A 25023-nucleotide genomic window follows, 5' to 3' on the forward strand; every position below is an offset into this window, starting at 1 on the left:
CCGGTGTCGGCGGCCGGCCCCCCTGGCGTGCGGATCAGCCCCGGGGAGTGGTGAAGCGTTCCCACACCCGGTGGGAGCCCAGCAGCCGCGTCACCTGCTCCAGGGCGGCGGTGCCCGACTCGGCGACGACCACGCCCGCGGCGTCGGCCGGCACGCCCGACGCGTCGAGGGCGGCCTCGCCGCCGGCCCAGACACCGATCGCCTTGCCGTGCCGGAACGCCTCCGACAGCAACAGGCTCACCCGCGGGTCGATCGACCCCGGCCCCGTGGGCGCCGGCGCCGCCTTGTAGTCCCGCGGCGTGTACGCGTCGCCGCCCATCGCGGGCGTCCCCGCGACGAGGACGGCGTCGAACTCCACGGACCGCGCGGTGACGTAGCTGCGCTGGACCGTCAGCGCCGCCTCGCCCGAACCGAGGGTGCCGCCGGTCGGCGCCACCACGAGCGGCACCATCCCGGCCGCCAGTACCGCCTCCCGCACGGCGTTCACGCCCTCCAGGTCGGCCCCGCTGGTCACGATGCCGACGACCCGGCCCTCGACCGGCCACGTCTTTCCGACCTGGGACAGCGCCGGGCTCGGCTCGACGTCGGCCAGGGGCACCGTCGGCTGCGGGGCGGGCAGGCCGAGGCCCTCGGCGACGCCCGCGCACAGCTCGGGGTCGATGTTGGCCAGCACCTGGAGCGTCCGCTCCCTGATGGACTGCTCGTAGCACTTGCCCAGCTCGAAGGTGTAGGCGCCGATGATGTGCTCGCGCTCCACCGGGCTCATGCTCAGCCAGAACCGGCGCGGCTGGCTGAAGTGGTCCGCGAACGACTCCGGCGCCTCGCGCACCTTCGACGCCTCCGGGATCCGGACCGGCGCCTCGACGTACGCGCCCATGTCCGCGCCGGCGGTGAACGGGCAGCCGCCGTCCAGGGAGTTGGGGCGGTAGGGTGCCACGCCCCGGTGCACCGCCGTCTGGTGCATGCCGTCGCGCAGCATGTCGTTGACCGGCGCCTGCGGGCGGTTGATCGGCAGCTGCGGGAAGTTGGGGCCGCCCAGCCGCGTGATCTGCGTGTCCAGGTAGGAGAACAGCCGCCCGGCGAGCAGCGGGTCGTCGGTGACGTCGATGCCCGGCACCAGGTGACCGACGTGGAAGGCGACCTGCTCCGTCTCGGCGAAGAAGTTGGACGGATTGCGGTTCAGGGTCAGCAGCCCCACCGGCTGCACCGGGGCGAGTTCCTCGGGCACGAGGTTCGTCGGGTCCAGCAGGTCGATGCCCTCGAAGGTCTGCTCCGGGGTGTCGGGGAACGTCTGGATGCCCAGCTCCCACTGCGGGTAGGCGCCCGCCTCGATGGCGTCGGCGAGGTCGCGGCGGTGGAAGTCCGGGTCGACGCCGTTGATGATCTGCGCCTCGTCCCACACCAGGGAGTGCACGCCCAGTTTGGGCTTCCAGTGGAACTTGGCCAGCGTCGTCTCACCGGCCGCGTTGACCAGCCGGAAGGTGTGGACGCCGAAGCCCTCCATCATCCGGTAGGAGCGCGGGATGCCGCGGTCGCCCATGAAGAAGATGGTGTGGTGGGTCGCCTCGGTGTGCAGCGAGACGAAGTCCCAGAAGGTGTCGTGCGCGCTCTGCGCCTGCGGGATCTCCCGGTCCGGGTGCGGCTTCGCGGCGTGCACGACGTCCGGGAACTTGATGGCGTCCTGGATGAAGAACACCGGGATGTTGTTGCCGACCAGGTCGAAGACGCCCTCGCTGGTGTAGAACTTCGTCGCGAAACCGCGGGTGTCGCGCACGGTGTCCGACGACCCCCGCGAACCGACCACCGTGGAGAACCGCGTGAACACCGGCGTCTCCACGTCCGCGGCGAGGAAGCCCGCCTTGGTCACGGAGGCCGCCGTGCCGTAGCTCTGGAAGATCCCGTGCGCGCCCGCGCCGCGCGCGTGCACCACACGCTCCGGGATGCGCTCGTGGTCGAAGTGCATGACCTTCTCGCGCAGGTGGTGGTCCTGCAGCAGCACCGGCCCGCGCGGTCCGGCCTTCAGCGAGTGGTCCGTGTCGTACAGCCGCGTGCCCTGCGCGTTCGTCAGGTAGCTCCCGGACTGGGCGACCCGGGCCTGGTCGGCGCCGGTGGGCTGCCCGGTCGGCGACACCGTGTCCGGACCGCTCTGGTCCGGCTTCGGGGGCAGCGGGTCGCGGGGCGTGGTGGGTTCGGCGACCGGCGGCGACTCGGGGCCGGGCTTGCCGGGCACCCCGTCCGCCGGTCCACCGCCCTCTCCCTGCAGGCTCTCGGTGACCTTGCGGGCTACCCGCTTGAGGGGATTGGGGTCGCTCATCAGCCTTTTCTCCGTTCTGGGCGGGCCGCTTCACGCGGCCGGTCGTCTTCGAGCACCGACTGTCGTGGGCCGTGACCGCGTACCCGGCCACCGGGACTCAAGACATGCGCGATGGCGGCAGGACGCCGAAGTCCCGCCCGCCGGGACGACGACCGCCGCGCCGCACCCGATGCGCTCGGCCGTCGTCACCCCGCCCGGACGGCGCGCGGCGCGGACTTCGGCGGACTCCACCGGGGCGGCGCACGGCACGGACACGACCAGGCGGCCCGGGCACGGCGTGCGACGCCTTGGGCATGGGGACTCCTTCTCACCGGTGGCCGTACCAGCGTCACCGCCCCCGGGGCGGCACGCCACCGGAGGCGGGCGCACGAGGGAGGCCCCCGGCCGGCATCGCGCCGGCCGGGGGCCTCCCGGACGCCGCACGGCTCACCCGTGCGTGACCCGCACCGGCTCGAACGAGACCCGCGTACGCACGCCGCCGTCCGCCCAGACCACCTCGACACCGCCGTCGTCGGCCACGGTCTGGGTGACGGCGTCCGCCAGTGGCCCGGGGCCCGGTTCACCGGTGAGCGCGGCCAGGCAGACGTGCAGCGAGGTGCCGCCCGCGGCGCCGGACAGCCGGGGCATCTCGGCCCACGGCGTGTAGGCGGTGCCCTGCGGGGCGCGGACGGTCTCCGGCCCGGCGTCCCAGCCGTGCAGGCCGTGCAGCGCCGAGACCAGCGGCTCGTCGGGGCCGGTGGCCCATCCGGTGTGGGTGAGGCGGGCCCCGGCCGGGGCGCCCGTCACCCGGTGCACCCGCAGCTCGTACGGCCCCCGCGCCACAGTCACGCTCTCCACCCGCAGTCCCGGCACCATCGGGGGCCCGCCGGCGAAGACCGGCCGGTGCCAGGACGCCGCCCAGCCCCAGCCGTCGCCGTGCCCCGCGCCGAGGGGGTGGATCCGGCGGCGCACACTGCGCCGGCCGTTCACCTCCACCGACAGGTGGTTGTCCGCGACGTTGCCGAGTGCCGTCGGGCCGGTCCGGGTCGAGTACGCCTGCCGGCCGTAGTGCGGGTCGTCCTCGGCGGCCGACTCGCCCTCGTGCGGCCGGACGTGGTCGCTGCCGTGGTTGTGCAGCCGTACGATCCCGTCGCCGTGCGTCGACTGCACCAGCAGCCCGGGCGCGGGCAGGGCCAGCACCCGGTCGGCCTCCTCGACCGGCGCGGGTTCCTCGGTGGCCGTCCACAGCGGATGTCCGGCGGGCGCGAGGAGCGACACGAACGCCTTGGACGCCCAATAGGGCGAGGCCGGACCGGAGTACGGCTGGAGCGTCGCCTCGTGCGGCCCGTGCCAGCCGAGGCTCAGCAGCCCGTCACCGGTCAGCGCACCGCGCTCCAGGAAGTACCGCAGGCTGCCGCTGGCCAGCCGCCGCGAGGCGCCCGGCGTCAGCGGCGTGTGCCCGGTCAGCGCGCCGAGACTCACCGCCGACGACGCGGCGAAGCGGTACGACAGCGACCGGCCGAAGTGCAGCGGCGCCCCGTCCGCGCCGAACATCAGCCCGAAACCCTCCAGGTGCGCGCGCAGCCGCTCGCCGTACCGCGCGGCGAGATCGCCGTCGCCGCCGAGGTGGGCGTCGAGCACCGGGTACAGGTGCAGCGCCCAGCCGTTGTAGTGGTCGAAGGCGCGTCCGTCGCCGTCGGCGTACCAGCCCTCGCCCCGGTACCAGCCCTCCAGCAGCTCCAGCGCCCGCCGCCGTGCCGCCGCCGTCTCCGCGTCGCCGCGGCCGACCGACTCCAGGAACCCGGCGACCGTGTACGGGAACAGGTACCAGTTGTTCGGCGCCGGAACGTGCCGCAGCGCCCCGCGCAGCCACTCCTCCACCCGGTCCTGCACCCCGGCGTCGAGGTTCTTCCACAGCCAGGGCGCGGTCAGCCTCAGCCCGAGCGCGACCGACGCCGACTCGACCATCGGCTGACCCTGCACGTCGTGGTCGAGGATCAGCGGCCAGGACTCGGTGTCGTCGCGGCCCGGCGTGCGGGTGCCCGATTCCAGGCCGCGCGCGTAGCGCTCCAGCCAGCCGTGCGGATCGTCGCCGCCCGCTCCGGCGACCCGGAAGGCCGCCGCGAGGAACGTCCGCGCGAAGCCCTCCAGCCCGTCGGAGCGCACCCCCGAGCGCGAGGGGCGGCCCGGCAGGTCGAGCAGGGCGCGGCCCGGCGTGCTCCAGCGCCACGCCGCCCGCAGCAGCCCGTCCGCGACGGCCTCCCAGTGGGCGCGGGTGTACCCCGTGAACGGGCTCAGCGCCCGGTCCTCGGTGGGCAGTTCGAACGGGATGCTCATGCCAGGAACGCCAGCCTTTCGCGTCGTACGGGATGGAGGAAACCGGCACCGGACGCCCAGCGGGCGGTCTCGGCGAGGGCGAGGTCGGCCAGGCGCCGCCACTCGTTGCCCTCGGAACCGGCGAGGTGCGGGGTGAGCAGCGCGTTCTCGCAGTCCCACAGCGGGTGGTCCGGCGGCAGCACCTCGGGGTCGGTGACGTCCAGCACGGCCCGGATCCGGCCCGCCAGGACGGCGTCGGTCAGCGCGTCCTGGTCGACGACCGCGCCGCGCGAGGTGTTGATCAGCACGCCCCCGGCCGGCATCGCGTCGATGAGCGCACGGCCGACCAGGCCACGGGTCTCGGGCAGCAGCGGCGTGTGCACGCTGACGGTGTCGCAGCGCGCGAACAGCTCGGGCAGCCCGACGCGTTCGACACCGAGCCGGGCGGCGTCCGCGTCGTCGACGTACGGGTCGTGCAGCAGGACGTCGACGTCGTGCGGGCGCAGCAGTTCGACGACCCGGCGGCCGATCAGCGACGCCGACAGGATGCCGACCGTGCGGCGGTAGTTGCCGACGGAGCGCGGGGTGCGCAGCCAGTTGGCGCGGGAGCGGGACAGCCGGTAGTCGCGAGCCCGCTCCAGGACCCGCTTGCCGGTGAGCAGGATCATGCCGAGGGTGTACTCGGCCACGGGCAGGGCGTTGGCCGCGGCGGCCGAGGAGACCTCGACGCCGCGCTCCCAGCACGCGTCGGTGACATGACCGCGGACGCTGCCCGCCGTGTGCACCACGGCCCGCAACCGCGGCGCCGCCCGCAGCACTTCCGCGTCCAGCGGTGGACAGCCCCAGCCGGTGATCAGCAGGTCGGCGTCGGCCAGGAGCGACCGGGCGCGCGGGGTGGACAGATCGTCCAGCGCGGGCAGCGGGGCGAGGTCGCACACCCGGCGGAAGGCGGCCAGCGACTCGGGGTCGAGGACGGCCGCGGCGGCGTCCTGGGACATGGCCACGACGGCACGGGGCCGGGCCCCCGGCCCGGGGACGTCGGGGGCGTGCGAGGTCACTTGACGGCTCCGGCGGTCAGCCCGCTCCGCCAGAAGCGCTGGAGCAGGACGAAGGCGAGGATCAGCGGAAGGACGGCCAGCAGCGACCCCATGATGACCACCGGGTAGTACTCCGGCGAGACGGACGCCGCACTGTTCCACTGGTACAGGCCGAGGCTGACGGGGTACAGGTCCTGGTCGGACAGCATCACCATGGGCAGGAAGAAGTTGTTCCAGATCGCGGTGAGCTGGAAGAGGAACACGGTGACCAGGCCGGGGCCGAGCATCCGCAGCGACACCCGCACGTACGTGGTCAGTTCGCCCGCGCCGTCCACGCGCGCGGCCTCCAGCACCTCGTCGGGCACGTAGCCCCGGCTGAAGATGCGGCCGAGGTAGACGCCGAACGGGTTGAACAGCACCGGGACGAACACCGCCCAGAAGGTGTTGACCAGGCCGGCCGCGGACGCCATCAGATACAGCGGCAGCGCGAGGACGGTCTGCGGCACCATGACCGCCGCCAGCACCAGGCCGAACAGCTTCTCCTTGTGGCGGAAGGGGTACTTGTCGAAGGCGTAGCCGCAGGCGACGCTCAGCAGCGCGCCCACCGCGGCGCCGAGGACGGCGTAGAGCAGGCTGTTGAGGTACCAGCGGCCGTAGAGCCCGCCGTCCATGGCGAACAGGTCCCGCAGGTTCCGCGCGAAGGAGAAGTCGCTCAGCGACAGCAGGTCGCTGCTGAACAGGGCGTCCCGGTTCTTGGTGGTGGCGAGCACCAGCCACAGCACGGGCAGCAGGGTGTAGAGGACGGAGACCGCGACGACCACGTTGACGGTCGCACGGCCCAGCAGTCCCGGGCGGAGCAGGGAGCTGTCGGTGGCGCTCACCGGGCCTCCTCGGCGGTCTCGGCGCGGCTGGTGAAGCGGGTGACGCCGTAGGACAGGGCGATGGTGCAGACGAGCAGAACGACCGAGGCGGCCGCCGCCAGGCTGTAGTTGTTGCGGGTGAACGCCGCGTCGTAGATGTACATGCTCGGCGAGAACCGGGAGCTGATCATGGGGGAGGACTGGCTGAGCAGCATGGGTTCGGTGAACAGCTGGAGCGCCCAGATCAGGGTGAAGATGGCGACCATGACGATCGAGGCGCGCACCAGCGGCGTCTTCACCTGGAGCGCCGTGCGCACCGGCCCGGCGCCGTCGACCACCGACGCCTCGATCACCTCGCGGGGCACGGCCTGCAGGGCGGCGTAGAAGACCACCATGTTGTAGCCGAGGTTGCTCCACAGGGCGATGTTGACGATGGACGGGACCACCGTGTGGATGCCGAGGAAGTCGATCGTGATGTCGGCTCGGGCGAACAGGTCGATCACCGGGCTGATGCCCGGCGTGTACAGGTACAGCCAGATCAGGGCCGCGATGATGCCGGGCACGGCGTGCGGCAGGAACAGGCCCAGCTGGGCGAAGGCACGCAGCCGCACCACGCCCGAGTCGAGCAGCAGGGCGAGGGCGAGCGCGCCGGCGACCATGAGGGGGATGTAGATCAGGCAGTACAGCGCGACCGTGCCGAGCCCGCCGAGGAAGGTGGGGTCGGTCAGGACGGCGGCGTAGCTGCGCAGGCCGACGAAGACGGTGCGCTCGGGGCCGAAGCCGAGGCCGGGCTGGTCGTCGCTGAAGAAGCTGAGGTAGACGGCCGTGCCGACGGGGATCAGGAAGACGGTGACCAGCAGGGCGAAGAACGGCGTCATGAGGACGGCGCACGCGGTCAGCCGGCGGCGTCCGGCCGCCCTGCGGGCGCGCGTGCCCGTGGTGGAGGGGGCCGGGCCGCCGGCGCGCGCGGTGCCGGCCGGCACCCGGGGACGGGTGGTCGTGGTCATGGGGTGTCACCTGCCTTTCGTCGGCTCAGGTGCTGTGCTGGGTGGTGGACAGGCCGAGGGCCTTGAGGTCGGGCATGGTGCCCTCCTGGGCGGTGCGCAGCGAGTCGACGAGCGAGCCCTGGCCGGCGCCGACGCGGGCGAAGGAGTCCTGCATGACCTTCTGGGTGGCGCTCATCCGAGGCCCCCACAGCCAGCCCTCGCCGATCTTGTGGGCCTCCTGCTCGAACAGGCCGTAGATGTCCTGTCCGCCGTAGTAGGTCCGGTCGAAGGCCTCCCGTCCCACCGCCACCAGACCGGGGGCGGCCGGGTACTGGCTGCTGGTCCCGCTGGACAGGCGGGCGCGCAGGGCGTCGGGGTGGGAGACCTGCCACTCGATGAACTCCATGGCGGCCTCGGGACTGCGGCTGTCCTTGGTCACGGCGAAGGTCGAGCCGCCGTGCGTCCCGACGGAGGGGGCGGTGGTGTCCCACTGCGGCAGCGGCGCGATCCGCCACCGGCCTTTCTGTCCCGGCCGCGCGTTCATCTGCGCTCCGGCGTCCCAGGCGCCGGTGAGCCGGGTGAGCACCAGTCCGTTGCCGAGCTGTGCGTCGGCCTGCCTGCTCTCGACGGCGTTCACGAAGACGTCGTCCCGGTCGATGAGCCGCTGCCAGTAGTCCGCGACCCGCCGGGACGGCGCGTCGGCGAGGGAGACGTTCCAGGCGCCCTTCGAGGTGTCGAACCACCGGGCACCCGCCTGCCAGGCGTACGCGGCGAACTGGGTCATCCCGTCGGTCGGGAAGAGCACCAGCCGCCGGTCCGGCGCCTTGCGGCGCACGGTCGCCGCCTGCTCGGCGAACTCGTCCCAGGTGCGCGCCACCCGGAGTCCGTACCGCTCGAACAGGTCGGCGCGGTAGTGCATCACCATGGGCTCGACGTCCAGCGGCACGCCGAACACCCGGCCCTCGAAGGTGGTCAGCCCGAGTGCCTGCGGCAGCAGCCTGCGGCGCAGGCGGTCGCTGACGAGGTCGGTGATGTCGCGGGCGACGCCGTCGATGGCGTACCCCGGGACCTGCGGATACTCGATGGTGGCGACGTCGGGCGCGTTGCCGGCGCGGGCGGCGTTGCTCAGCTTGGCGTAGCCGCCCTGCCCCCCGGAGGGGATCTGCTGGAACTCCACCCGGATGGTCCGGTGCGTGCGGTTGAAGGCGTCGACCACCTGCTGGCTGCCGCGCAGGGCGGACCAGAAGGTGATGCGCGTGGTGGTGCCCGTGCGGGCCGACGAGGCACCGTTCCCCCCGGTGCAGGCGCTTGCGGCTCCTGTCAGGGGTACGGCGGCCATCGCGGCGAGCACGGAGCGACGACTGGGTCGTCCGGGCATGGCGGCTCCCACGGCTCCTGCGTGTCCGCGGCTGTGGACACGGCTGTTGGGGACACGGGAATCCTGGACCGGGCCAGCACAAACGGTCAATAGATCGATCAGAAGAAAATAAAACGCTCAAACGCTCATTCCGTCGGCGTCCGTCGACGCCCGCCGGGTCGAACCCCGCACCATCAGCCGGGGCAGCAGCTCGACGCGCCGCGCGGGCCGCCCGCCCTCCCGCAGCCGCTCCAGGAGCAGCTCGGCGGCCACCCGGCCGACCTCCGCACGGGGCGGGGACACGGCCGTCAGCGGAGGCGTGGCGAGACCCGCGACCACATCGTCGTACGCCACGACCGAGCAGTCCTGCGGCACCCGCACCGCGTCGTCCGCCAGCCGCTGCACGATCATCAGCGCGTCCACGTCGCCGTGCAGCACGACCGCGGTCGCCCCCGTCCCGCGCAGCACCACCGGCAGATCGGCCGTCTCGCCCGCCGAGTACGGCCCCTCCGCCCCCGACTCCGGTGTGCTCAGCGCCCACGCCCACCGCTCCACCAGCGGATGCGCCCCGGCGATCTCGGCGAACGCGGCCCGCAGGGTGCGCGCCGTCGGACTGTCGTCCCGGGTCGCGAACACGATGCGCCGGTGCCCGAGCCCCACCAGGTGCTCCACGGCCAGATGCGCCCCGTACCAGTGGTCCGAGCACACCGAGTCCAGCACGTGCGGTGCGCTGCCGCGCCGCGGCCGCCGCTCCATCAGCACCGTCGGCACGTCCAGTGCGGCCAGCCACCCGTGGTCGGCCTCCTCGGCGGCCAGGCTGCTCCACCGCGGCGCGAGCAGCAGCCCCCGGGCGCCGTCCTCGAGGGCCCGCTCGACCAGCGGGCGCTCGGCGCCGACGGCCTGGGGCGCGATGTGCAGCGCGAGGCGCACGCCCGCCTCCTCCAGCACCGTGCGGGCGCCGTGCAGCGTCTCGGTCAGGTACGAGTGCCGCTCCGGCACGACCACGGCCACCCGGTCACCGTCGGCGACGGTGCCGGCCGGCACCTCGGGGGTGGGCAGCGTCGAGCGGACGACGCCGTGTCCGCGGCGCAGTCTGCCCTCCCGCGTCAGCTCCTCCACGTCCCGGCGGACCGTCACCACCGAGACCTGCAACTCGTCGGCGAGGTCGCGCACCCGCGCGGTACCGCGCGCCTGGACCGCCGCCAGGATCCGCTGACGCCTGACATCGACCGGCTCCCGCATGAGCACTCCCCACCCGCAGATGTTCGTTTGAGCGATTCGGCGCCATCATAACGATCGCTCGTGTCGGGCGTACGTGCCTCATGGGGTACGTGCTGTACGTGATGTCACGGCTCGGGGTCCGCGAGCAGCCGGCCCAGCGGCCCCAGGTCGAGGTTGAGGTCGGCGCGGCTCAGGCCGTGCTGCGCGCACAGGTCGTCCATGCGCCGGTCGAGCAGCAGGAGCGCGGTGCCGAGCCGTTCCTCCTGCTCCGCGCTCAGCGTGCCCTCGTCGAAGCGGCGCACGGCCTGGCGCTCCATGAGCTGCCGCAGCAGCTCGACGACGGTGAGCACCAGGGCGGCCAGGTCGTTCGTGACGCGCTCGGGGTCCAGGTCGAGGGAGTGGGCGCGGGGCGCGGTCACAGCGGCCCGCTGTCCGGCCACGGGGCGGGCACGCGCTCGTTCACCGACGACAGCAGGGCGTGCAGGGAGATCCGCACCAACGGCACGTCGGCGATGGCCAGGACCAGGTCCCCGCTGACGACGACACCGGTCGCCAGCACGCGGTCCAGCAGGTCGACCAGGGGCACCCCGACCGGCGCGTACGGCTCGGGCCCGTCCCAGGGCACGGGCGCCGGGCCCGGCGCGCGGGGGTCCGCGGCGGTCATGAGCGCACCTCCCGCCCCGTGTGCTCCCGAAGGTCCCGGTCCGGTTCCCCGTCCCAGCGGGCGAAGGAGTACGGGATCCACGGGCCCGAGGCGCTGACCTCGACGGCGGGATACGGACGGTCCGTGGTGAGTCCGGCCAGCGTCCGGGTGAAGGCGGCGCTCTCCGCGTCCTCCACGAGGTAGGCGCAGTTCAGCAGTTGCGGGGTGCGCCGGCCGGTCAGCCGCTCGCTCTGCGGGCGGTGCCGGGTCGCCGCGACGGCGTACCGCCGCAGTTCCGCGTCGACGGCCTCCGCCTCGGCCAGGGCCCTCGCGTGCGCGTCCCGCCCCTCGCGCCGCCGTGCGCTGGCCCGGCTCAGGTAGGCACGTCCTCCCGTGTCGGCGCCGGTCCGCGGGCCGGTCCGCGGCGCGGGCTCCGCCGCGTGCACCTTCACCGCCCATTCCGTACGGTCCTGGAGGCGGTCGAGCAGTGCGCCCAGCGCCGCCGCACGGGAGGCGACCGCCTGCCGCGCGCTCCCGTCGCCGCGGTACAGGGTCGCCAGCGGCAGCGGAACGACGGAGCGGCCCCGCCCGCCCGCCGCCTCGACGCCCCGGTGGTGGGCGCGGGCGCACCGTTCCAGGTCCTCGGGCCGGCCCAGCCGCTCCGCCAGCGCCTCGTCGTCGAACAGCGCCGCGGGCACGTCCTGGACGAGCAGGCACAGGCCGGCCGTGCGCAGCACGCGCAGCGGACCGCCCTCCTCGTGACCGGTCGCCGCGGCCAGTCCGGCGGCGTCCGGCGGGGTGCGGGTGACGGCGAACGCGTAGACCAGGCCGGCGTCCGCGGGGCCGGTGGGGTGCCCGCTCACCGGACGGCTCCCGTCGTCTCCCCGACGGCCTCCTCCAGCGCGTCGAGCCGGGTCCGCAACCGCGCGTTCTCCTCGGCGAGCGCGTCGCGCGCGGCCCGGGACGACAGCGCCGGGTCGGTCTCCCACCAGTCGATGCCCGCCTTCTTCGCGGTGTCCACCGAGGCGATGAACAGCCGCAGTCGGATGGTGAGCAGCTCGATGTCGAGCAGGTCGATCTTGATGTCTCCGGCGATGACGATGCCCTTGTCGAGGACCCGCTCCAGCAGGTCCGCGAGGCTGCCGGTGGCGGGGGCACCGAGCTGCGTGTCCGGTCCCGGGTATCCGCGGTCGACGTCTGTCACTGCGTACTCCCCACGGCGTCAGCGATACGGGCGGGCACGTTCGTCGTCGTCGTACGCGTCCTCGTCGTCCTCGTCGTCCTCGGTCTCCTCGTCGTCCTCACCTTCCTCGTCCTCGTACTCGGCACCGTCCTCGTCTTCTTCTTCGTCCTCGTAGTCGGGGCCGGGACCGCCCTCGTCGTCCTCGTACTCGGTGTCGTCGTGCTCGGCGCCGCCGGAGTTCTCCTCCTCCAGCGCCTCCTCGTGACTCCGGACGACCTCGCCGTCGCGGATCTCACCGCGCCAGCCCTCCACCTCCTCGTCTCCCATGAGGGTCACGTGCCGCGCGAAGTGCTTCAGGTCCAGCCGCAACCGGCGCCCCTGGGCGCGCCAGAGGTTGCCGGTCTTCTCGAAGAAACCCGCCGGGTAGTACTCGACGACCACGACGACGCGGGTCAGCCGGGGCGCCAGCTCGTGGAAGGTGACCGCGCCGCGTGTGCTGCCCTTGGCCCCCTCGGAGGTCCACACGATCCGTTCGTCGGGGACCTGCTCCTGCACGGTCGCCTTCCAACTGCGGCTGGAAGGACCCACCTTGACGTTCCAGTCGGAGGTGACCTCGTCATGGGGGCTGACGCTGCGGACGCCCTTGGTGAAGGAGCTGAAGTCCTGGAGCCGGGTCCACTGGTCGTAGACGGTGCGCAGGGGGACGCCGATGTCGACGGTCTCCATGATGTGCGTCGCCTTGACGCTGCCCCGGGACCCGCGCCCGCGCCCTCCCGAGCCGCGCCCGCCCGAGCCAGGGCCGCCGCCCGCGGAGTCGGTCAGGCGGTCGGTCAGACCTCCGATCCGCTCACCCGCCCTGCCCGCGAGGCTGTGCCCGGCGGCGGAGAGGTAGCCGCCGAGAGCGTCCTTCACGTCGCCCAGGGGGGACGGGGCGCCGTTCCCCTGTCCGGTGGGGCTCATCCTCGGCCACCTCCCCGCCGGTCCCCCGACGGTACGGCCTTCTTGGCGGCGGTCTTCTCCGGGGCCGTCTTCTTCACGGCGGTCTTCTTCGCGGTCGTCTTCTTCGCGGTCGTCTTCTTCGCCGGTGGTTTCCCGCCGGACGCGGCCGTGCGCGGGGGCGCCTTCCGCGGTGGTGCGGGGGCGGGCTCGCGGTCCTCCTCCCGTTCCTCGTCGTCGAAGTAGCCGGCCTCGTCCGGCGCGTCGTCGTACTCGTCGTCCGGTTCCTCGTCCCGGTCGTCCCGCCGGCCCGCGCCGGTGAGCGCGTCGGTGCGGTCGCGGAGCGTGTCCGCGAGGCCGGTGAGCCGGCGGTTCGCCGCCGCGGTGACGGCCACGCGTCCGGCGGTCAGCAGCTCGCCGCGCACCTGGTCCGACAACTCCTGGAACTGCGGTGTCAGCTGCAGTCTGCCCAGCCCCTGGGACAGCACCTGGGCGGGGGAGAGCCCGAGGCGCCGGCCCGCCAGGTAGGAGCCGACCGCGAAGGCCAGCTTGGCCTTCCGTGTACGGCCGAGGAGATATCCGCCCGCCATGGCCGCCGCCAGGGCCGCCCTGCTGTCGCTCATACGTGCCTTCCCTGCGCTGGATCCGTGGTGGTGGTGCGGCCGGTGGGCCGGACCGGGCGGTCGAGGAGGGTGAGCAGGCGCTCCTCCTCCCGTTCGAAGGCCGCCTCGTCGATGGCGCCCTCGTCCAGGGCCCGGTTGAGCGCGGCCAGACGGGCCTGGACGGCGCGCGGGTCATGGGTCTGGCGCCGGGCTTCCTGGAGCAGGTGGTCGGCGATCCACGCCGTGCCCCGCACCGGGGCCAGGGGCAGCAGCAGGAGACCGCTCACGATGCCCACCGCGTCACCGCCCGGCCGGCGCGGGAGCCGGGTCGACGAAGCTGTAGCAGGGCAGGGGCCCGGTCACACTGAGCGCCAGACGGTCCCCGCGGTCACGGGCGCACGCGTCCACCGCCTGCCGGAACCGGGGTTCGTCGGCGGAGCGCAGCAGGAACGACGCGCTCAGCACCCGCTCGTCGTCGGTCGGGCCTTTCACGGTGCGCACGGCGAGCGGGGCCAGCCGGTCGAGGACCTCCTGGGCCGCGTGCCGTGCCTCGCGGCGGACGGCCCGGGCGATCGCCTCGCCGAGCCGGACGTTGGCCTCGTAGTCCGGTCGGCGCCGCGTCCGCAGCGCCAGGGCCCGCAGCTTCTCGTCCCGGCGCACCAGGTCGGCGAAGCCATCGGGTACGACCGTCCCCTTGACGTTGAGCTCGACGCACCCCCGGACGCCGTCGAGCTGCCGTGTCAGGCGGGCGGCATCGGAGCGCAGCCGGCAGAGCAGGACGTCCGGACGGGGACTGAGGACCGCGAACCGCATGGGCAGCAGGGGTCCCTGCGCGGCCAGTTCGTCCAGCACCGCCTGATGGGCCATCAGGTCGCGGCGCCGGGGCCGCAGTCGCGGGGGCGTGGCCGAGACCGCCGCGCACAGGCCGGACTCGGTGAGCAGCCGTACCGGGGCACCGCCGACCCCCGGGGAGCCGGGCGTGCGGACCCCGGCGGGGGCGATGCCGTAGACGTACAGGGCCGCCCCGGCCTCCGCGACGGCGGTGGTGGGGGCGGGGGGTGTGGCGGACACGGTCATTCCTCCTCCGTTCCCGTGCGTCGGCGCGGTCGGCTGCGCGGGCGGTCGTCGTCACCGCGGGAACGCCCCGCCGGACGGCTCCGGGGCCGCTGCGTCTCGCGCTCGCTGCCGGGGGAGCCGGCGCGGCGGGGGAGGGGCTCCTCCTTTTCCTCCTCCGGCTCCGGTTCCTCGGGCGTGAGGATGTCCCGCACCTTGTCGGTCAGGGAGCGCGTGCCCCGCTTGGCGGCCGCCCTGCCGACGGTCTTGGAGACCGGCCCGCCGAACAGCTCGGGGACGGTCTTGGACCGTGCGTCGTGCTCCAGGTCCAGGCGGTTGCAGGCCTCCGCGAACCGCAGGTACGTGTCGACGCTCGCGACCACGATGCGGGCGTCCACCTTGAGGATCTCGATGCCGACCAGGGAGACGCGCACGAAGACGTCGATCACCATCCCGCGGTCGAGGATGAGTTCCAGGACGTCGTAGAGCGTTCCGGCGCGGGGCGCGCAGACGACCTCGTCGTCATAGGTGATCATGCGGTGGTCCTTCCGGGGGCGGGCTCACGGGCCCGGTCACTGGTCCTGGGCACCGCGCCGGTAGCGGGCGACCCGGCGGTACCGCAGCAGCTCGCCCGCCGCGTCCAGTTCGACCTCGTAGGTGGCGAGCAGGCTGGTGGTGTCCGGGATGCGCGCCACCTCCAGCACGTCCACGTTGACGATCCAGCCGTCGTCCTCGCTCCGGCACACCGCGGAGACCCCCTCCAGGCGGTGCCGGATCAGCTCGGACAGGGAGTCCGCGGCGCGCTGGGCGGCGTCCCGGGCGCCCCGCACGGCCCGCTCGCGCGTGGCCGTGGACGTCGTGCCGCGCCGCCGATCGCCAGGTTCTGTCATGCAGCCCACTCTGGCCGCGGGTCCCGGTCCGCGCGTCCGCAGTTACCCCATCCGGGCACGGGTGGGCCCGCGCTCACCGCGGGGTGACGCCAGGAGGCGCCGACGGCGTGGGGATCAGACGTCGGGCGTCACGGCGGTCCGGCGCCGGCAGTGCAGGAAGAGGTGCGGTTCGGGTCCGGCGTCCGGGTGGGCCGGGGTGAACAGCAGCTCCTGACGCTCCAGGACCTCCAGGCCCGCGCCCTCGGCCACGGCGACGAAACCCGGCGCGCTGAAGCTGGTCACGCGCACGGGCTGCCCCATGAAGGCGGCGTCGACGCCCTCCACGTCCAGCGGAACGGTGGCCAGGACCATGTGCCCCGCCGGGGTCAGCGCCCGCGCGAGGCGCCGCACGACGTCCGTCTGCTCCCGCCGGTCCAGCTGGAGCAGCGCGAAGTACACGCAGACCGCGTCGAACGAACCGTCCGCGAGCGGTACGTCACGGATGTCGGCGCACCGGAAGGAGGCGGCCGGCACCTGCCGCATCGCCAGGTCCACCATGACGGGGGAGACGTCGACGCCCACGACCCGGTGACCGGCGCCCGCGAGGGTGTCGGCCGTGGGCCGCCCGGTCCCGCTGCCCACGTCCAGCACCCGGCTGCCCGGCGCCAGCCGCCCGAGCAGCCACTCCAGCGACCGGCGGTGTGCCGGCGACCCGGCGAACGCCTTCTCGTAATCGGCGCCCAGCGCGTCGAACACGGTGGCGGCAGGCGACCGCTGCTGTCCGTTGGTCACGGGGTCCCTCCAATGGGCCGAGCCGGTGCCGACCTCATCGTTCCACCCCGTGAGAGCCACCGACAAGGGTCCCTCGGGGCCGATACCGGTGGGCTCTCGTATCCGACCGCCGCCGGTTCCCGTGGAACCCGACCCGTTGGTGATGGTGTGGTCGCCGGGGCACAGCGGCTCCAGGCGCCTCCGGCCTCGGGCGTGAGGCGGGCTGTGGTGACCTGGCGGTAGCCGAGGGCGTCGTCGGTGAGGAGCCGACGGAGCAGGTCGAGGCGCTCGTTCTGGGCGAGCGGGGCTGACCGGCGGGACCGCCGAGGACATACCGCCGTCGATCAGCTGTCCCACCAGCAGGCCGTGGACCTGCACCCGGCGCGGCAGACGTGAACCCGGGCCACACCGAAGTTCTCGGCGTCCCGAGGCCTGCCGTGCACGAGCCCGTCAGCGCGCACTCGAAGAGCGGCCCTCGCAGATCGCCGTCTGGACGGCGGCCGCCATGTCGTCGTCCTGGGCGCCCGTTTCGCCCGGGTGGAGGTTCACCATGACCGCGGCCTGCGGTACCGACCACAAGCCTTGTTGGCACGGAGCAGGTTCTGATGGCCTGGGATGGTGCGCTACTGAATCGTGTCTGCTGTGGTGCTGGAAGCGCGCACTTTGTCCATGACGAGGCGGCGGGCCTGGTCGATGAGGTCGTCGAGTCCAGCCTCCGGCAGGGCGCCGGCCTGACGGAAGATGGCGACCCGCTCGCGAACGATCATGAACGTGGGGATCGACGTGATCGCGCATGCCTGCGCCGGTTCTCGCTGTGCCTCGGTGTCGACCTTGGCGGATATGACGCCCTCGTGCTTGTCCGGGACTCGCTCGAAGACGGGTCCGAACTTGCGGCGCGGGCCGCACCATTCGGCCCGGAAATCGATGATCGCACAGTCGTTTCCGGAGATGACCTCGTTGAAGTTGTCCGCGGTCAGCTCGACGGTGCTCATGAGTGCTTCTCCTGCATGTGATGGGGGTGATGGGTTGCGCCCGGGGGCTGCGTGGGCCGTCGGGCACACTGCGACCTCGAAGTACGCCCGACGGCCGGCTGCCACGTGACGGCGTTCGTACGCCGTCTGCAAGGCAGGTCCTGCGAGGTCAGCGGGCGGCGACGCTCTCCGCGGCCCCAGCCTGCAAGGGCGCCTCCTCGTCGGCTTCGGCGGGGGTGATGTGCTTCGGGCCGCGCAGGGCGACGTAGACCAGTAGGAGACCCATCACGGCGGTGCCGATCCACATGGCCCGCTGCCAGCCGTCGACGAAGGACTGCTGTGCGGCGTGGATCAGGTCCTGGGCGTGGCCGCCGGTCTTGGGTGCGACCTCGATGGCGTTGGCGATGCCTTCGCGCGCGGTGTCCGCGGCACCGGTGGGGATGCTGTCGAGCTTTGTGTCGATGGCATTGCGGTAGCCGGTGGCCAGGAGCGCGCCGAGCAAGGCGACACCGAGGGCGGTGCCGAACTCGCGGGTGACGTCGTTGAGCGCGGAGGCGACGCCTTGCTCGGCACGGGGCAGGGAGCTGGTGATGGCCTCGGTGGAGGGTGTCATCGACAGACCCATGCCGATGCCCATGGCGAGCATGCCGGCCAGGATGGACAGGTAGCCGCCGTCGACGGACACGAACAGCGCCATCAGCGCGAGGCCGAGGGTGGCCAGTGCGACGCCCACGGTCATGGTGGAGCGGGCGCCGATCTTGGCGGCCATCTTGGGGGCCAGGTTCGAGGTCGTCATCATCATGACGGCCATCGGCATCATCGCCACCGTGGACAGCAGACCGGACCAGCCCAGCACGGCCTGGAAGAACGGGAAGAGAACGACGGCGATACCGGCCTGGACACCGAAGACGACCAGCAGGGTGATCGAGCCGGAGGCCAGACCACGCTCGCGGAACAGGCGTACGTCCAGCAGTGAGGCGTCGCGGCGGCGCAGCTCCCAGGCCACGAACGCGACGGCGGCGACGACGCCGACGGCCAGGCTGATCAGGGTGACGGAGTCGGTCCAGCCGCGCTCGGGGCCTTCCTGCAGGACGAAGATGAGACCGATCACGGCGAGCGTGGAGACGAGTGCACCGATGGTGTCGAAGGAATGGGCCGAGCGTTCGCGGGAGTTGGGCACCGACTTCAGCGTCATCGCCAGCGCGACGGCGACCAGGACCACGGGCAGGACGAACAGCCAGCGCCAGTCGGCGACGTCGACCAGCAGGGCGGACAGGAACATGCCCAGGACGCCGCCGCCTCCGGCGACACCGGTCCACACGCCGATCGCCTTGCCGCGCTCTGCCACGGGGAAGGTGGAGGTGATGACGGCCAGGGTGACCGGCATGATCATGGCGGCGCTGACGCCTGCGGCCACGCGGGCGCCGATCATCACCGCGGCCGACGGGGCCAGGCCGGCGACGACGCTGGCGGCACCGAAGACGACCAGTCCGGTGATCAGCATGGGCTTGCGGCCCAGACGGTCACCGAGCGCACCGAGCGGCAGCAGCAGTGCGGCCAGGGCGAGGGTGTAGATGTTGATGATCCACAGGACGGTGGTCTGCGAGGCGCCCCACTCGACCGCCATGTGGGTCTGGGCGACGTTCAGCCCGGACACCGAGGCGATGACAGCCATCAGCGCGATCGAGACAGCGATCAGGATCGAGCGCAGCTGACGCGCATCCGGCGTTCCCTCTCCTCGCGTGTCTGTTGCCTGGGGAGGCTGATTGGTACTCATGGTTTCCCTCCAAAAGGGCATGCAGGATCAGCGCCGGGACAGGGCCGGTCGCCAAGGTGATGAGATGGGGACTTGCTCACCGCGCGGCTGCCGGGTGGCGGTCGCGCGGTGCTTCGACAGCGGAGCTCGTGTGTCAGCCGGTGGCCTTCTGCGTGGCGGCGAGCACGGCGTCGGTGTCCGCGGTGGCCAGCAGGGCGTTGATGTGGGCGCCGGCCAGGGCGCCGGCCGCGGCGGAGGCGCCGACCCGGGCGGTGAGGCCGGTGGCGTTGCCGGCCACCCACACGCCCGGGATCTCGGTGGTGCCGGCCATGGCGGAGGCGAAGCGGCGGCCCATGTCGTCGGGCAGGTCCTCCATGGGCAGCTCCAGGCCGTCCAGGCCCTCGGTGCGGGCCTGCGTCCGCGTGGCGACAGCCAGGACCCGCCGCTCCACGAAGGTGTCGTCGGTCAGGCGGACGCCTGCGAGGGCGTCGTCGCCATTGACGACTTCCTTGACGTCGGTCTCGACGATGCGGATGTTGCGGGCGGCGAAGCGGGCGCGGGTGTCCGCGTCCAGTTCGGTGCCGCGGGTGAAGTAGACGAGGTCGTCGGTCAGTTGGCGGAACAGCCAGGCGTGGTGGACGGAGGCCGGGCCGGTGGCGAGGATGCCGATGCGCTCGTCGCGCACCTCATAACCGTGGCAGTAGGGGCAGTGCACCACGCTGCGGCCCCAGTGCTCGGCCAGGCCGGGCACCTCGGGCAGCACGTCGCGCAGGCCGGTGGCCACCAGTACCCGGCGCGCCGTCAGCGTGCGGCCCTCGGCCAGGGTGATGGCGAACCGCAGGTCACCGTCCGCCGAGGGGGCGGCAGGTTCGGCCGCGGCCACTTCCCCGAAGACGATCCGGCCGCCGTACTCGCGTACCTGTCGGCGTCCGCGCTTGAGGATCTCGGGGGGCGGGGCACCGTCGAGGACGATGAAGCCGTGCACGGCGGTGGCGGGGGCGTTGCGCGGGGTGCCGCTGTCGATCACGACGAACGGGCGGCGGGAGCGGGCCAGTATCAGCGCGCCGTTCAGCCCCGCGGCGCCGCCGCCGATCACCACCGCATCCACGGTCTCGGTGGGCAGTGCGTCGCTCTCGTAGGAGGAGGTCTGCGCAGACATGTCGTGCCCCTTCGTCGTACCTGGCCCCGTGCCGGACCATCGGTGTCCGACGTTAAGCCCGCTTTGCATCAAGGGCATACCATGTTGCCTATGACGCAAGAAGATGGGCAGCTGGACAGCCTCGTACGCAAACGGATCCGCGCGCTGCGCGTCGCGCAGGGCTGGTCCCTGGAGGAACTGGCCTCCCGCGCCCACCTCAGCCAGTCCTCGCTGAGCCGCATCGAGAACGGTCAGCGCCGCCTCGCCCTGGATCAGCTGGTCACCCTCGCCCGCGCACTGGACACCACGTTGGACCAGCTCGTGGAGAACGCCGCCGACGACGTCGTCATCAGCCCGATGATCGACGGCGCTCACGGACTGATGCGCTGGCCCGTAAAGGGCGACCCCGGCATGAGTGTGATGCGACAGCGGATGACCGACCCGCCGCCCGACAGCCCGGCCCGCATGCGCGCCCACCCCGGCCGCGAATGGCTCGTCGTGCTGTCCGGCACCGCCATCCTCATGCTCGGCCACCGGCGCTTTCGCATCGAGACCAACCAGGCCGCCGAGTTCCCCACCATGATGCCGCACGCCATCGGCGCCGAGGGCGGACCGTGCGAGATCATGGGCATCTTCGACCGCGACGCCCGCCGCGGCCACCAGAAAGACGTCGGCGCCGAAGCCGACTTCGGAGGCGTCCAGGGCCCCTGCGAATAGCGGGCTGTCGCCGGCCGAGACCCCCGGCGGGGTGGGCGATCTTGCGTGGCGGGCAGCGCGGCAAGCCACCTTCTCGCGCGTTTCGCAAGTACTCGCGCGGCAAACGCATGGCCGGTTTGCGGTGAGGCCATGACCCAAGCGCACCAGCACACCCTCCACCGCGGCGAAGGCGGCCACCACCCCGACCACGGTCATGATGGCCACCACGAGCATGGTGTTGCCGACCAGGCGGAGATCCTCGATCTGGATGCCGAGATGCTCGCCGCGCACATAGCGTCGATCACCGCCTGGCTGCCGCTGAAGAGTGAGCCGCGCCAGATCGTGGACCCGGGCTGCGGCACCGGCGCGGGCGCCTTCGCGCTCCTCGAACGCTTCCCCGACGCACACGTCACCGCCGTCGACACCTCGGCCGGGCACCTTCAGCTCCTGTGCGAGAAGGCGTGCGCCCGCGGGGTCGAGGGGCGCGTACGGACCGTGCAGGCCGACCTCGACAGCGCCAACTGGCCCGACCTCGGCAGGCCACCACCGGTGCGCGCAAGAGTGGCAGCCCCGTGATCGGTCACAGCTTCATCCACACCGCCATCGACGACCACTCCCGGCTTGCCCACAGCGAGGTCCTCACGGACGAACGCAAGGAGACCGCCGCCGCTTTCTGGCGCCGAGCGAACGCCTTCTGCACCGCGCACGGCATCACCGTCGAGCGTGTTCTCACGGATCAACGGCTCTTGCCACCGGTCCGGACTGTTCGCCCGGACGCTGAGCGCGGCCGGCGTCATCCACAAACGCACCCGGCCATACCGGCCACGGACGAACGGAAAAGCGGAGCGGCCACATCGCCCCCTCCTCGACGAACGGAGCTGACGTACGCCCCTGCTCCAGCAACACCGAGCGCACTGAAGCCCTGGCGGACTTCCTCCGCACCTACAACTACCACCGGTGCCACACCGCGCTCGACGGGCAGCCACCCGTCAGTCGAGTAAACGACGCTGCAGGCCAATACACGCTCGACGGTCTGCACTCGACCGGGGTGGAGTCCGCGCCCCGCACACCGTCGCCGACGATGATCACTGATGCCGTGTCAGGCATCGTCCGCCCTGTTGACCACCTCGCGGAGCCGTTCGTCGGCGGCATGTCTGTTCCGCCAGGTGAGGCAGCGGCGGATCATGCTGCCCTGCTCCTTGTGGCCGGCACGGCCGGTGCCGTCCGGTGCGGAACAGCGCAGGGTGGCGAACCGGGCCTCGACGCGGTTCAGTCAGGAGCCGCAGGCCCTCGTGGCTGATGTCGTCGACCACCCCTCGGCGGCCGGGGAGCCGGCCGGCTTGGCCAGGCTCCAGGTCGAAACGGCAGGTCGTGCTCGGCCGGCCTGGACTTGCGATCTTCTTGATCTCCCGGCGCTCCGGGAGGCCGGAGGTTCTCGGCCGGCCGTCCTCGTACTTCGGACGGAGCGAGTCGAAGCCGTCGGTGTCGAAGGTGCGGATCACGTCTTGGGCCCGGTCCGCGCCGGCGGACGTCATCTCGGCGGTCTTCGCCCCGGCATGCCCTGCACGGATGATCCTCCAGCCGGAGACCGTTGTGTGCCCTGGTCTCGGGGCTGTCTGCCGCCGGCGGAAATTCAGGTGGCCTCAGCGCACCATCCGAATAGAGTCGGGCGGTGCCCGATTTGAAACGGCTGCATGCCGACCATGCCCCGGCGGTTCTGGCGTTCGAGCTGGCGAACCGCGCCTACTTCGCCGCCTCGGTCCCCGACCGCGGCGACGAGTTCTTCGACCGGTTCACCGACCGGTACAGCGCCTTGCTGGCCGAGCAGGAGGCCGGTATCTGCGCCTTCTACGTGCTCGTCGCTGATGACGACTCGGTTCTGGGCCGGTTCAATCTGTACGACCTCGAGGACGGCACCGCCGGACTCGGCTACCGGGTCGCGCAGCAGGTCGCCGGCCACGGCGTGGCGACCCGGTTTGTCCTGGAGCTGTGCCGGATCGCGGTGGCGCGGCACGGGCTGCGCACACTGAGGGCGGCTGCCTCCCACGACAACGCCGCGTCCCAGAAGGTGTTGACCAAGGCCGGGTTCGTCCCGGTCGGCCCGGCCGCCCCGGCCGATCTCGGCGGTAAGGCGGGCACCTGGTATCAGCGTGACCTGGAGGTCCAGCCGTAGAGCGTGATCTTGCTGATGGGCTGGCCGCAGGGCACAGCGCAGACCCTGCCCACCGGCAGGAGGCGTTCGAGGTCCTGATGGGCCGGACGGCGGGCCGGTCCGCGCGGGTGGAGCCCCGGCGCCGGGAAGTTCCGCGCGGACGCCCTGGTCGCGAGGGTGCCGAAGCGAGCCGGGCAGAAGCTGTCGGCTCCCGGGCGGCGCGTAGTGACGCAAGCAGTCGTGTTCCTGGGACTCGAGTCCGGACAGGTCATTGCCGTTGAGGACATGTCAGAGACGGTTCTCGGTCCAGAACCGATGGGCGAACTCCCTTCAGGAGGGCTCGTCCGGCGTAAGTGCCGATGCGGACACATTGCCGACGGCCCGCTTGAAGTCGGGGCAGTCGACGATCGGCTCGTGGTCGCAGACCGCCGCGTGCCGGAGGCTGTCGCGGAGCCGCGTGAGGCGGCCGGTCCGCTCGTCGGGGTCACGCGCCTTGGCGGCCGTACGGAAACGCAGGTCCGCGTCGGACGGCCGCGCCGTAAGAAACCGACCGATCTCGGCGGCCGGGAATCCGGCGCTGCGCGCGCACGTGATCAGCCCCGGGCGTTCCAGGATGTCCGGGTGGTAGGTACGGCGGAGGCCGTTGCGGCCCGCCGGGGCGGTCAGGCCCTTCTTCTCGTAGAACCGCAGGGCCGAGGCCGTCAGCCCGGAGCGGTGTGCGACCTCGGCGATGTCCAGCAGCGATTCGTCCATCGACGCTTCCTTGACGTGAATCGCGGTTCAAGTCGCAGCCCAGTCGTCGTGAAGGCCCATCACCTGAACTGCGGATCGGTTCGGACGATCGAAGCCGCCTACGACGGCCCGCAGCCCACACCTGCCGTGAACCACCGCCTGCTGGTCGAGACCGACGCCGACGGCTTGGTCCTGGTCGAGACCGGACTGGGCCTCGGCGACGTCCGGGACCCGGGCGGCACGCTCGGCGCCGAGCGGGCCGAGATCGCACCACCCGTGCTCGACGAGGAGGAGACGGCCGTCCGGCAGATCGCCAGGCTCGGCCATGCACCGTCCGACGTGCGTCACATCATCCTGCCCCACCTGGACGTGGACCACAGCGGCGGCCTGCCTGACTTCCCCATACCGGTCCGACCGATGGCGGTGGTCAGGAGCGGCGGCACTTTCGGTGGAAACTTCCCGGTGTGGACCTCACGCGTGACGAACGCGCGCCACTCCTCACCGACATGGTGTGCAGGGTCACCTCTTCCCGCGCGTTCCGGGCGGTGTCCGGCCGTGCCGGCTACTGTCCAGTCCCCCGGGGCCACCGCTTGCGCGGCACCGATTCCAGGACGAGGTCGTAGGAATAGCCGACGAGGTCCTCCACCGTCCCCGTGGTGATGTCCTGACCCGCGCTCACGGAGATCCAGTGCCGTTTGTCGAGGTACCGTCCGGGAGCGACGCAATCGTGCTCCTGTCGCAGGGAGCGCGCGCGGTCGGGCTCGGCCTTGACGGTGATGATCTGCTCGTCGGGGTCGTCCGTGACGATCAGGAAGACCTTCCCCGCCACTTTGTAGACATCCAGCTTCTCGGTGAACGGGCGGCCGTTGCTGACGCCGGGCAGTTTCCTCGCGGTGCTGCGCGCGACATCCTGGAGCCGCTTTCCGGTGATCGTCATCGTCGCGCAGCCCGGGCGCGGGTGCCGTACGTTTCCGGATCGACCGGCTGGTTCGACCGGGGAAGGTCGCCGACCGCGAGACGGCAGGACTCGGTGCCGAGCTCCTCGACCAGCTTCTCGTCGATCGAGGTGCCCGCCTCAAGCGTGATCCAGTGCTTCTTGTTCATGTGGTAGCCGTGGGAGACGTCCGCATGCGTCTCGCGCAGGGCCTCAGCCTCACCCGGCTCCGACTTCAGGATCACGACCGGTTTGCCCGGCACGCTGGTCATCGGCATGAACACCTTGCCGCGTACCTCGAACACCTCCTGATCCGGGCCGAAGGGATGCTCCAGCCGGGCTCCGGGAAGTTCCTCCGCGCACTCGGCGGCGAACGTCTGCAGGGTCGTTCCGTTCATGAGTGGTTCCTTCCCCGCATGAGTGGTTCCTTCCCCGGGGGATGGCGGGCAGGAGCGCCGGCCAAGGACGCGGACGGCACGCCGCACGGTCGTAGCGGTACGTCCCCATCCTTTCCTCG

General features: G+C 72.4%; 27 protein-coding genes and 2 pseudogenes. 4 read left to right on the forward strand and 25 right to left on the reverse strand.

Annotated elements, in window-relative coordinates:
- Positions 1-34: 34 nt before the first annotated feature.
- From ACIRFH_RS18880 to ACIRFH_RS18980, 21 genes are all read right to left on the reverse strand, one after another.
- A complete protein-coding gene (locus tag ACIRFH_RS18880) occupies positions 35-2314 on the reverse strand; it encodes a catalase (protein WP_403521917.1) in 2280 nt (759 codons plus the stop codon).
- A 426-nt stretch (positions 2315-2740) separates the two neighbouring features.
- Entirely contained in the window at positions 2741-4630 is a 1890-nt protein-coding gene (locus tag ACIRFH_RS18885) for a DUF2264 domain-containing protein (RefSeq protein ID WP_403521919.1), read from the reverse strand.
- Positions 4627-5667, reverse strand: a complete 1041-nt coding sequence (locus ACIRFH_RS18890) for a hydroxyacid dehydrogenase (protein WP_403521921.1) — start codon at positions 5665-5667, stop codon at positions 4627-4629. The genes ACIRFH_RS18885 and ACIRFH_RS18890 overlap by 4 nt, the downstream gene beginning before the upstream one ends.
- Complete coding sequence (locus tag ACIRFH_RS18895) at positions 5664-6527, reverse strand: carbohydrate ABC transporter permease (RefSeq protein ID WP_403521923.1); 864 nt, start codon at positions 6525-6527, stop codon at positions 5664-5666. Before ACIRFH_RS18895 ends, ACIRFH_RS18890 begins: the two co-directional genes overlap by 4 nt.
- Positions 6524-7513: a carbohydrate ABC transporter permease gene (locus ACIRFH_RS18900; RefSeq protein WP_403521925.1), complete on the reverse strand. Its 990-nt coding sequence runs from the start codon at positions 7511-7513 to the stop codon at positions 6524-6526. The genes ACIRFH_RS18895 and ACIRFH_RS18900 overlap by 4 nt, the downstream gene beginning before the upstream one ends.
- 25 nt (positions 7514-7538) lie before the next feature.
- On the reverse strand, positions 7539-8870 hold the full coding sequence (locus ACIRFH_RS18905; protein WP_403521926.1) for an ABC transporter substrate-binding protein: 1332 nt from the start codon (positions 8868-8870) through the stop codon (positions 7539-7541).
- Positions 8871-8987: 117 nt separating this feature from the next.
- Complete coding sequence (locus tag ACIRFH_RS18910) at positions 8988-10091, reverse strand: substrate-binding domain-containing protein (protein ID WP_403521928.1); 1104 nt, start codon at positions 10089-10091, stop codon at positions 8988-8990.
- A gap of 104 nt (positions 10092-10195) precedes the next feature.
- Positions 10196-10489 (reverse strand): gas vesicle protein K, encoded by a 294-nt coding sequence (locus tag ACIRFH_RS18915; RefSeq protein ID WP_403521930.1) that lies wholly within the window; start codon positions 10487-10489, stop codon positions 10196-10198.
- Positions 10486-10734: a gas vesicle protein gene (locus ACIRFH_RS18920; RefSeq protein WP_403521932.1), complete on the reverse strand. Its 249-nt coding sequence runs from the start codon at positions 10732-10734 to the stop codon at positions 10486-10488. Before ACIRFH_RS18920 ends, ACIRFH_RS18915 begins: the two co-directional genes overlap by 4 nt.
- Positions 10731-11576 carry a GvpL/GvpF family gas vesicle protein gene (locus ACIRFH_RS18925; protein ID WP_403521934.1) on the reverse strand — a complete coding sequence of 282 codons (846 nt, stop codon included), beginning with the start codon at positions 11574-11576 and terminating at the stop codon, positions 10731-10733. Before ACIRFH_RS18925 ends, ACIRFH_RS18920 begins: the two co-directional genes overlap by 4 nt.
- Positions 11573-11917: a gas vesicle protein gene (locus ACIRFH_RS18930; RefSeq protein WP_403521936.1), complete on the reverse strand. Its 345-nt coding sequence runs from the start codon at positions 11915-11917 to the stop codon at positions 11573-11575. Before ACIRFH_RS18930 ends, ACIRFH_RS18925 begins: the two co-directional genes overlap by 4 nt.
- A gap of 18 nt (positions 11918-11935) precedes the next feature.
- Positions 11936-12856 carry an SRPBCC family protein gene (locus ACIRFH_RS18935; RefSeq protein WP_403521937.1) on the reverse strand — a complete coding sequence of 307 codons (921 nt, stop codon included), beginning with the start codon at positions 12854-12856 and terminating at the stop codon, positions 11936-11938.
- Entirely contained in the window at positions 12853-13455 is a 603-nt protein-coding gene (locus tag ACIRFH_RS18940; protein WP_403521939.1) for a hypothetical protein, read from the reverse strand. Before ACIRFH_RS18940 ends, ACIRFH_RS18935 begins: the two co-directional genes overlap by 4 nt.
- The gene (locus ACIRFH_RS18945; RefSeq protein WP_403521941.1) at positions 13452-13730 is read right to left on the reverse strand and encodes a gas vesicle protein GvpG; all 279 of its coding nucleotides are present in this window, start codon (positions 13728-13730) and stop codon (positions 13452-13454) included. The genes ACIRFH_RS18940 and ACIRFH_RS18945 overlap by 4 nt, the downstream gene beginning before the upstream one ends.
- Positions 13731-13734: 4 nt before the next feature.
- Positions 13735-14511, reverse strand: a complete 777-nt coding sequence (locus ACIRFH_RS18950; RefSeq protein ID WP_403521943.1) for a GvpL/GvpF family gas vesicle protein — start codon at positions 14509-14511, stop codon at positions 13735-13737.
- Positions 14508-15023, reverse strand: coding sequence for a gas vesicle structural protein GvpA (locus tag ACIRFH_RS18955; protein WP_403521944.1), 516 nt, complete (start codon positions 15021-15023; stop codon positions 14508-14510). The genes ACIRFH_RS18950 and ACIRFH_RS18955 overlap by 4 nt, the downstream gene beginning before the upstream one ends.
- Positions 15024-15059: 36 nt before the next feature.
- Complete coding sequence (gvpO, locus tag ACIRFH_RS18960; protein WP_403521946.1) at positions 15060-15377, reverse strand: gas vesicle protein GvpO; 318 nt, start codon at positions 15375-15377, stop codon at positions 15060-15062.
- A 114-nt stretch (positions 15378-15491) separates the two neighbouring features.
- Positions 15492-16148 carry a class I SAM-dependent methyltransferase gene (locus tag ACIRFH_RS18965; protein ID WP_403521948.1) on the reverse strand — a complete coding sequence of 219 codons (657 nt, stop codon included), beginning with the start codon at positions 16146-16148 and terminating at the stop codon, positions 15492-15494.
- Positions 16149-16750: 602 nt separating this feature from the next.
- Positions 16751-17119 carry a thioredoxin family protein gene (locus ACIRFH_RS18970; protein ID WP_403521950.1) on the reverse strand — a complete coding sequence of 123 codons (369 nt, stop codon included), beginning with the start codon at positions 17117-17119 and terminating at the stop codon, positions 16751-16753.
- 148 nt (positions 17120-17267) lie between these two features.
- The gene (locus ACIRFH_RS18975; protein ID WP_403521951.1) at positions 17268-18875 is read right to left on the reverse strand and encodes an MFS transporter; all 1608 of its coding nucleotides are present in this window, start codon (positions 18873-18875) and stop codon (positions 17268-17270) included.
- Between the two features lie 133 nt (positions 18876-19008).
- A complete protein-coding gene (locus ACIRFH_RS18980) occupies positions 19009-20013 on the reverse strand; it encodes an NAD(P)/FAD-dependent oxidoreductase (RefSeq protein WP_403521953.1) in 1005 nt (334 codons plus the stop codon).
- A 90-nt stretch (positions 20014-20103) separates the two neighbouring features.
- Here ACIRFH_RS18980 and ACIRFH_RS18985 point away from each other — a divergent pair, with 90 nt between their 5' ends.
- The 4 genes and pseudogenes from ACIRFH_RS18985 (at position 20104) to ACIRFH_RS19000 (ending at position 22861) form a co-directional block, all read left to right on the forward strand.
- Positions 20104-20709 carry a helix-turn-helix domain-containing protein gene (locus tag ACIRFH_RS18985; RefSeq protein WP_403521955.1) on the forward strand — a complete coding sequence of 202 codons (606 nt, stop codon included), beginning with the start codon at positions 20104-20106 and terminating at the stop codon, positions 20707-20709.
- A 255-nt stretch (positions 20710-20964) separates the two neighbouring features.
- Positions 20965-21159, forward strand: a pseudogene (locus ACIRFH_RS18990) (class I SAM-dependent methyltransferase); the annotation flags it as partial.
- Positions 21096-21709, forward strand: a pseudogene (locus ACIRFH_RS18995) (integrase core domain-containing protein); the annotation flags it as partial. The pseudogenes ACIRFH_RS18990 and ACIRFH_RS18995, both read left to right, overlap by 64 nt.
- Before the next feature lie 651 nt (positions 21710-22360).
- A complete protein-coding gene (locus tag ACIRFH_RS19000) occupies positions 22361-22861 on the forward strand; it encodes a GNAT family N-acetyltransferase (protein ID WP_403521957.1) in 501 nt (166 codons plus the stop codon).
- A gap of 309 nt (positions 22862-23170) precedes the next feature.
- Here the strand turns inward: ACIRFH_RS19000 and ACIRFH_RS19005 are convergent, their stop codons facing one another.
- From ACIRFH_RS19005 to ACIRFH_RS19020, 4 genes are all read right to left on the reverse strand, one after another.
- Positions 23171-23593, reverse strand: a complete 423-nt coding sequence (locus ACIRFH_RS19005) for a MerR family transcriptional regulator (RefSeq protein ID WP_403521959.1) — start codon at positions 23591-23593, stop codon at positions 23171-23173.
- A gap of 27 nt (positions 23594-23620) precedes the next feature.
- Positions 23621-23899: a hypothetical protein gene (locus ACIRFH_RS19010; RefSeq protein WP_403521961.1), complete on the reverse strand. Its 279-nt coding sequence runs from the start codon at positions 23897-23899 to the stop codon at positions 23621-23623.
- Positions 23900-24134: 235 nt separating this feature from the next.
- The gene (locus ACIRFH_RS19015; RefSeq protein ID WP_403521963.1) at positions 24135-24509 is read right to left on the reverse strand and encodes an MmcQ/YjbR family DNA-binding protein; all 375 of its coding nucleotides are present in this window, start codon (positions 24507-24509) and stop codon (positions 24135-24137) included.
- Positions 24506-24904, reverse strand: a complete 399-nt coding sequence (locus ACIRFH_RS19020; RefSeq protein WP_403521965.1) for an MmcQ/YjbR family DNA-binding protein — start codon at positions 24902-24904, stop codon at positions 24506-24508. Before ACIRFH_RS19020 ends, ACIRFH_RS19015 begins: the two co-directional genes overlap by 4 nt.
- Between the last annotated feature and the right edge of the window lie 119 nt (positions 24905-25023).

Origin of the sequence: Streptomyces sp. NPDC093586 (assembly GCF_044764905.1) — a bacterium.
GTDB lineage: Bacteria > Actinomycetota > Actinomycetes > Streptomycetales > Streptomycetaceae > Streptomyces.

Coding starts and splice junctions, on each gene's coding strand:
- ACIRFH_RS18975 (WP_403521951.1), bottom strand. CDS start 18,875: ATGAGTACCAATCAGCCTCCCCAGGCAACAGACACGCGAGGAGAGGGA.
- gvpO (WP_403521946.1), bottom strand. CDS start 15,377: ATGACAGAACCTGGCGATCGGCGGCGCGGCACGACGTCCACGGCCACG.
- ACIRFH_RS18970 (WP_403521950.1), bottom strand. CDS start 17,119: ATGAGCACCGTCGAGCTGACCGCGGACAACTTCAACGAGGTCATCTCC.
- ACIRFH_RS18880 (WP_403521917.1), bottom strand. CDS start 2,314: ATGAGCGACCCCAATCCCCTCAAGCGGGTAGCCCGCAAGGTCACCGAG.
- ACIRFH_RS19005 (WP_403521959.1), bottom strand. CDS start 23,593: ATGGACGAATCGCTGCTGGACATCGCCGAGGTCGCACACCGCTCCGGG.
- ACIRFH_RS18955 (WP_403521944.1), bottom strand. CDS start 15,023: ATGATCACCTATGACGACGAGGTCGTCTGCGCGCCCCGCGCCGGAACG.
- ACIRFH_RS18985 (WP_403521955.1), top strand. CDS start 20,104: ATGACGCAAGAAGATGGGCAGCTGGACAGCCTCGTACGCAAACGGATC.
- ACIRFH_RS19015 (WP_403521963.1), bottom strand. CDS start 24,509: ATGACGATCACCGGAAAGCGGCTCCAGGATGTCGCGCGCAGCACCGCG.
- ACIRFH_RS18980 (WP_403521953.1), bottom strand. CDS start 20,013: ATGTCTGCGCAGACCTCCTCCTACGAGAGCGACGCACTGCCCACCGAG.
- ACIRFH_RS18885 (WP_403521919.1), bottom strand. CDS start 4,630: ATGAGCATCCCGTTCGAACTGCCCACCGAGGACCGGGCGCTGAGCCCG.
- ACIRFH_RS18910 (WP_403521928.1), bottom strand. CDS start 10,091: ATGCGGGAGCCGGTCGATGTCAGGCGTCAGCGGATCCTGGCGGCGGTC.
- ACIRFH_RS19020 (WP_403521965.1), bottom strand. CDS start 24,904: ATGAACGGAACGACCCTGCAGACGTTCGCCGCCGAGTGCGCGGAGGAA.
- ACIRFH_RS18920 (WP_403521932.1), bottom strand. CDS start 10,734: ATGACCGCCGCGGACCCCCGCGCGCCGGGCCCGGCGCCCGTGCCCTGG.
- ACIRFH_RS18950 (WP_403521943.1), bottom strand. CDS start 14,511: ATGACCGTGTCCGCCACACCCCCCGCCCCCACCACCGCCGTCGCGGAG.
- ACIRFH_RS19010 (WP_403521961.1), bottom strand. CDS start 23,899: ATGGCCGAGCCTGGCGATCTGCCGGACGGCCGTCTCCTCCTCGTCGAG.
- ACIRFH_RS18940 (WP_403521939.1), bottom strand. CDS start 13,455: ATGAGCGACAGCAGGGCGGCCCTGGCGGCGGCCATGGCGGGCGGATAT.
- ACIRFH_RS18900 (WP_403521925.1), bottom strand. CDS start 7,513: ATGACCACGACCACCCGTCCCCGGGTGCCGGCCGGCACCGCGCGCGCC.
- ACIRFH_RS18935 (WP_403521937.1), bottom strand. CDS start 12,856: ATGAGCCCCACCGGACAGGGGAACGGCGCCCCGTCCCCCCTGGGCGAC.
- ACIRFH_RS18905 (WP_403521926.1), bottom strand. CDS start 8,870: ATGCCCGGACGACCCAGTCGTCGCTCCGTGCTCGCCGCGATGGCCGCC.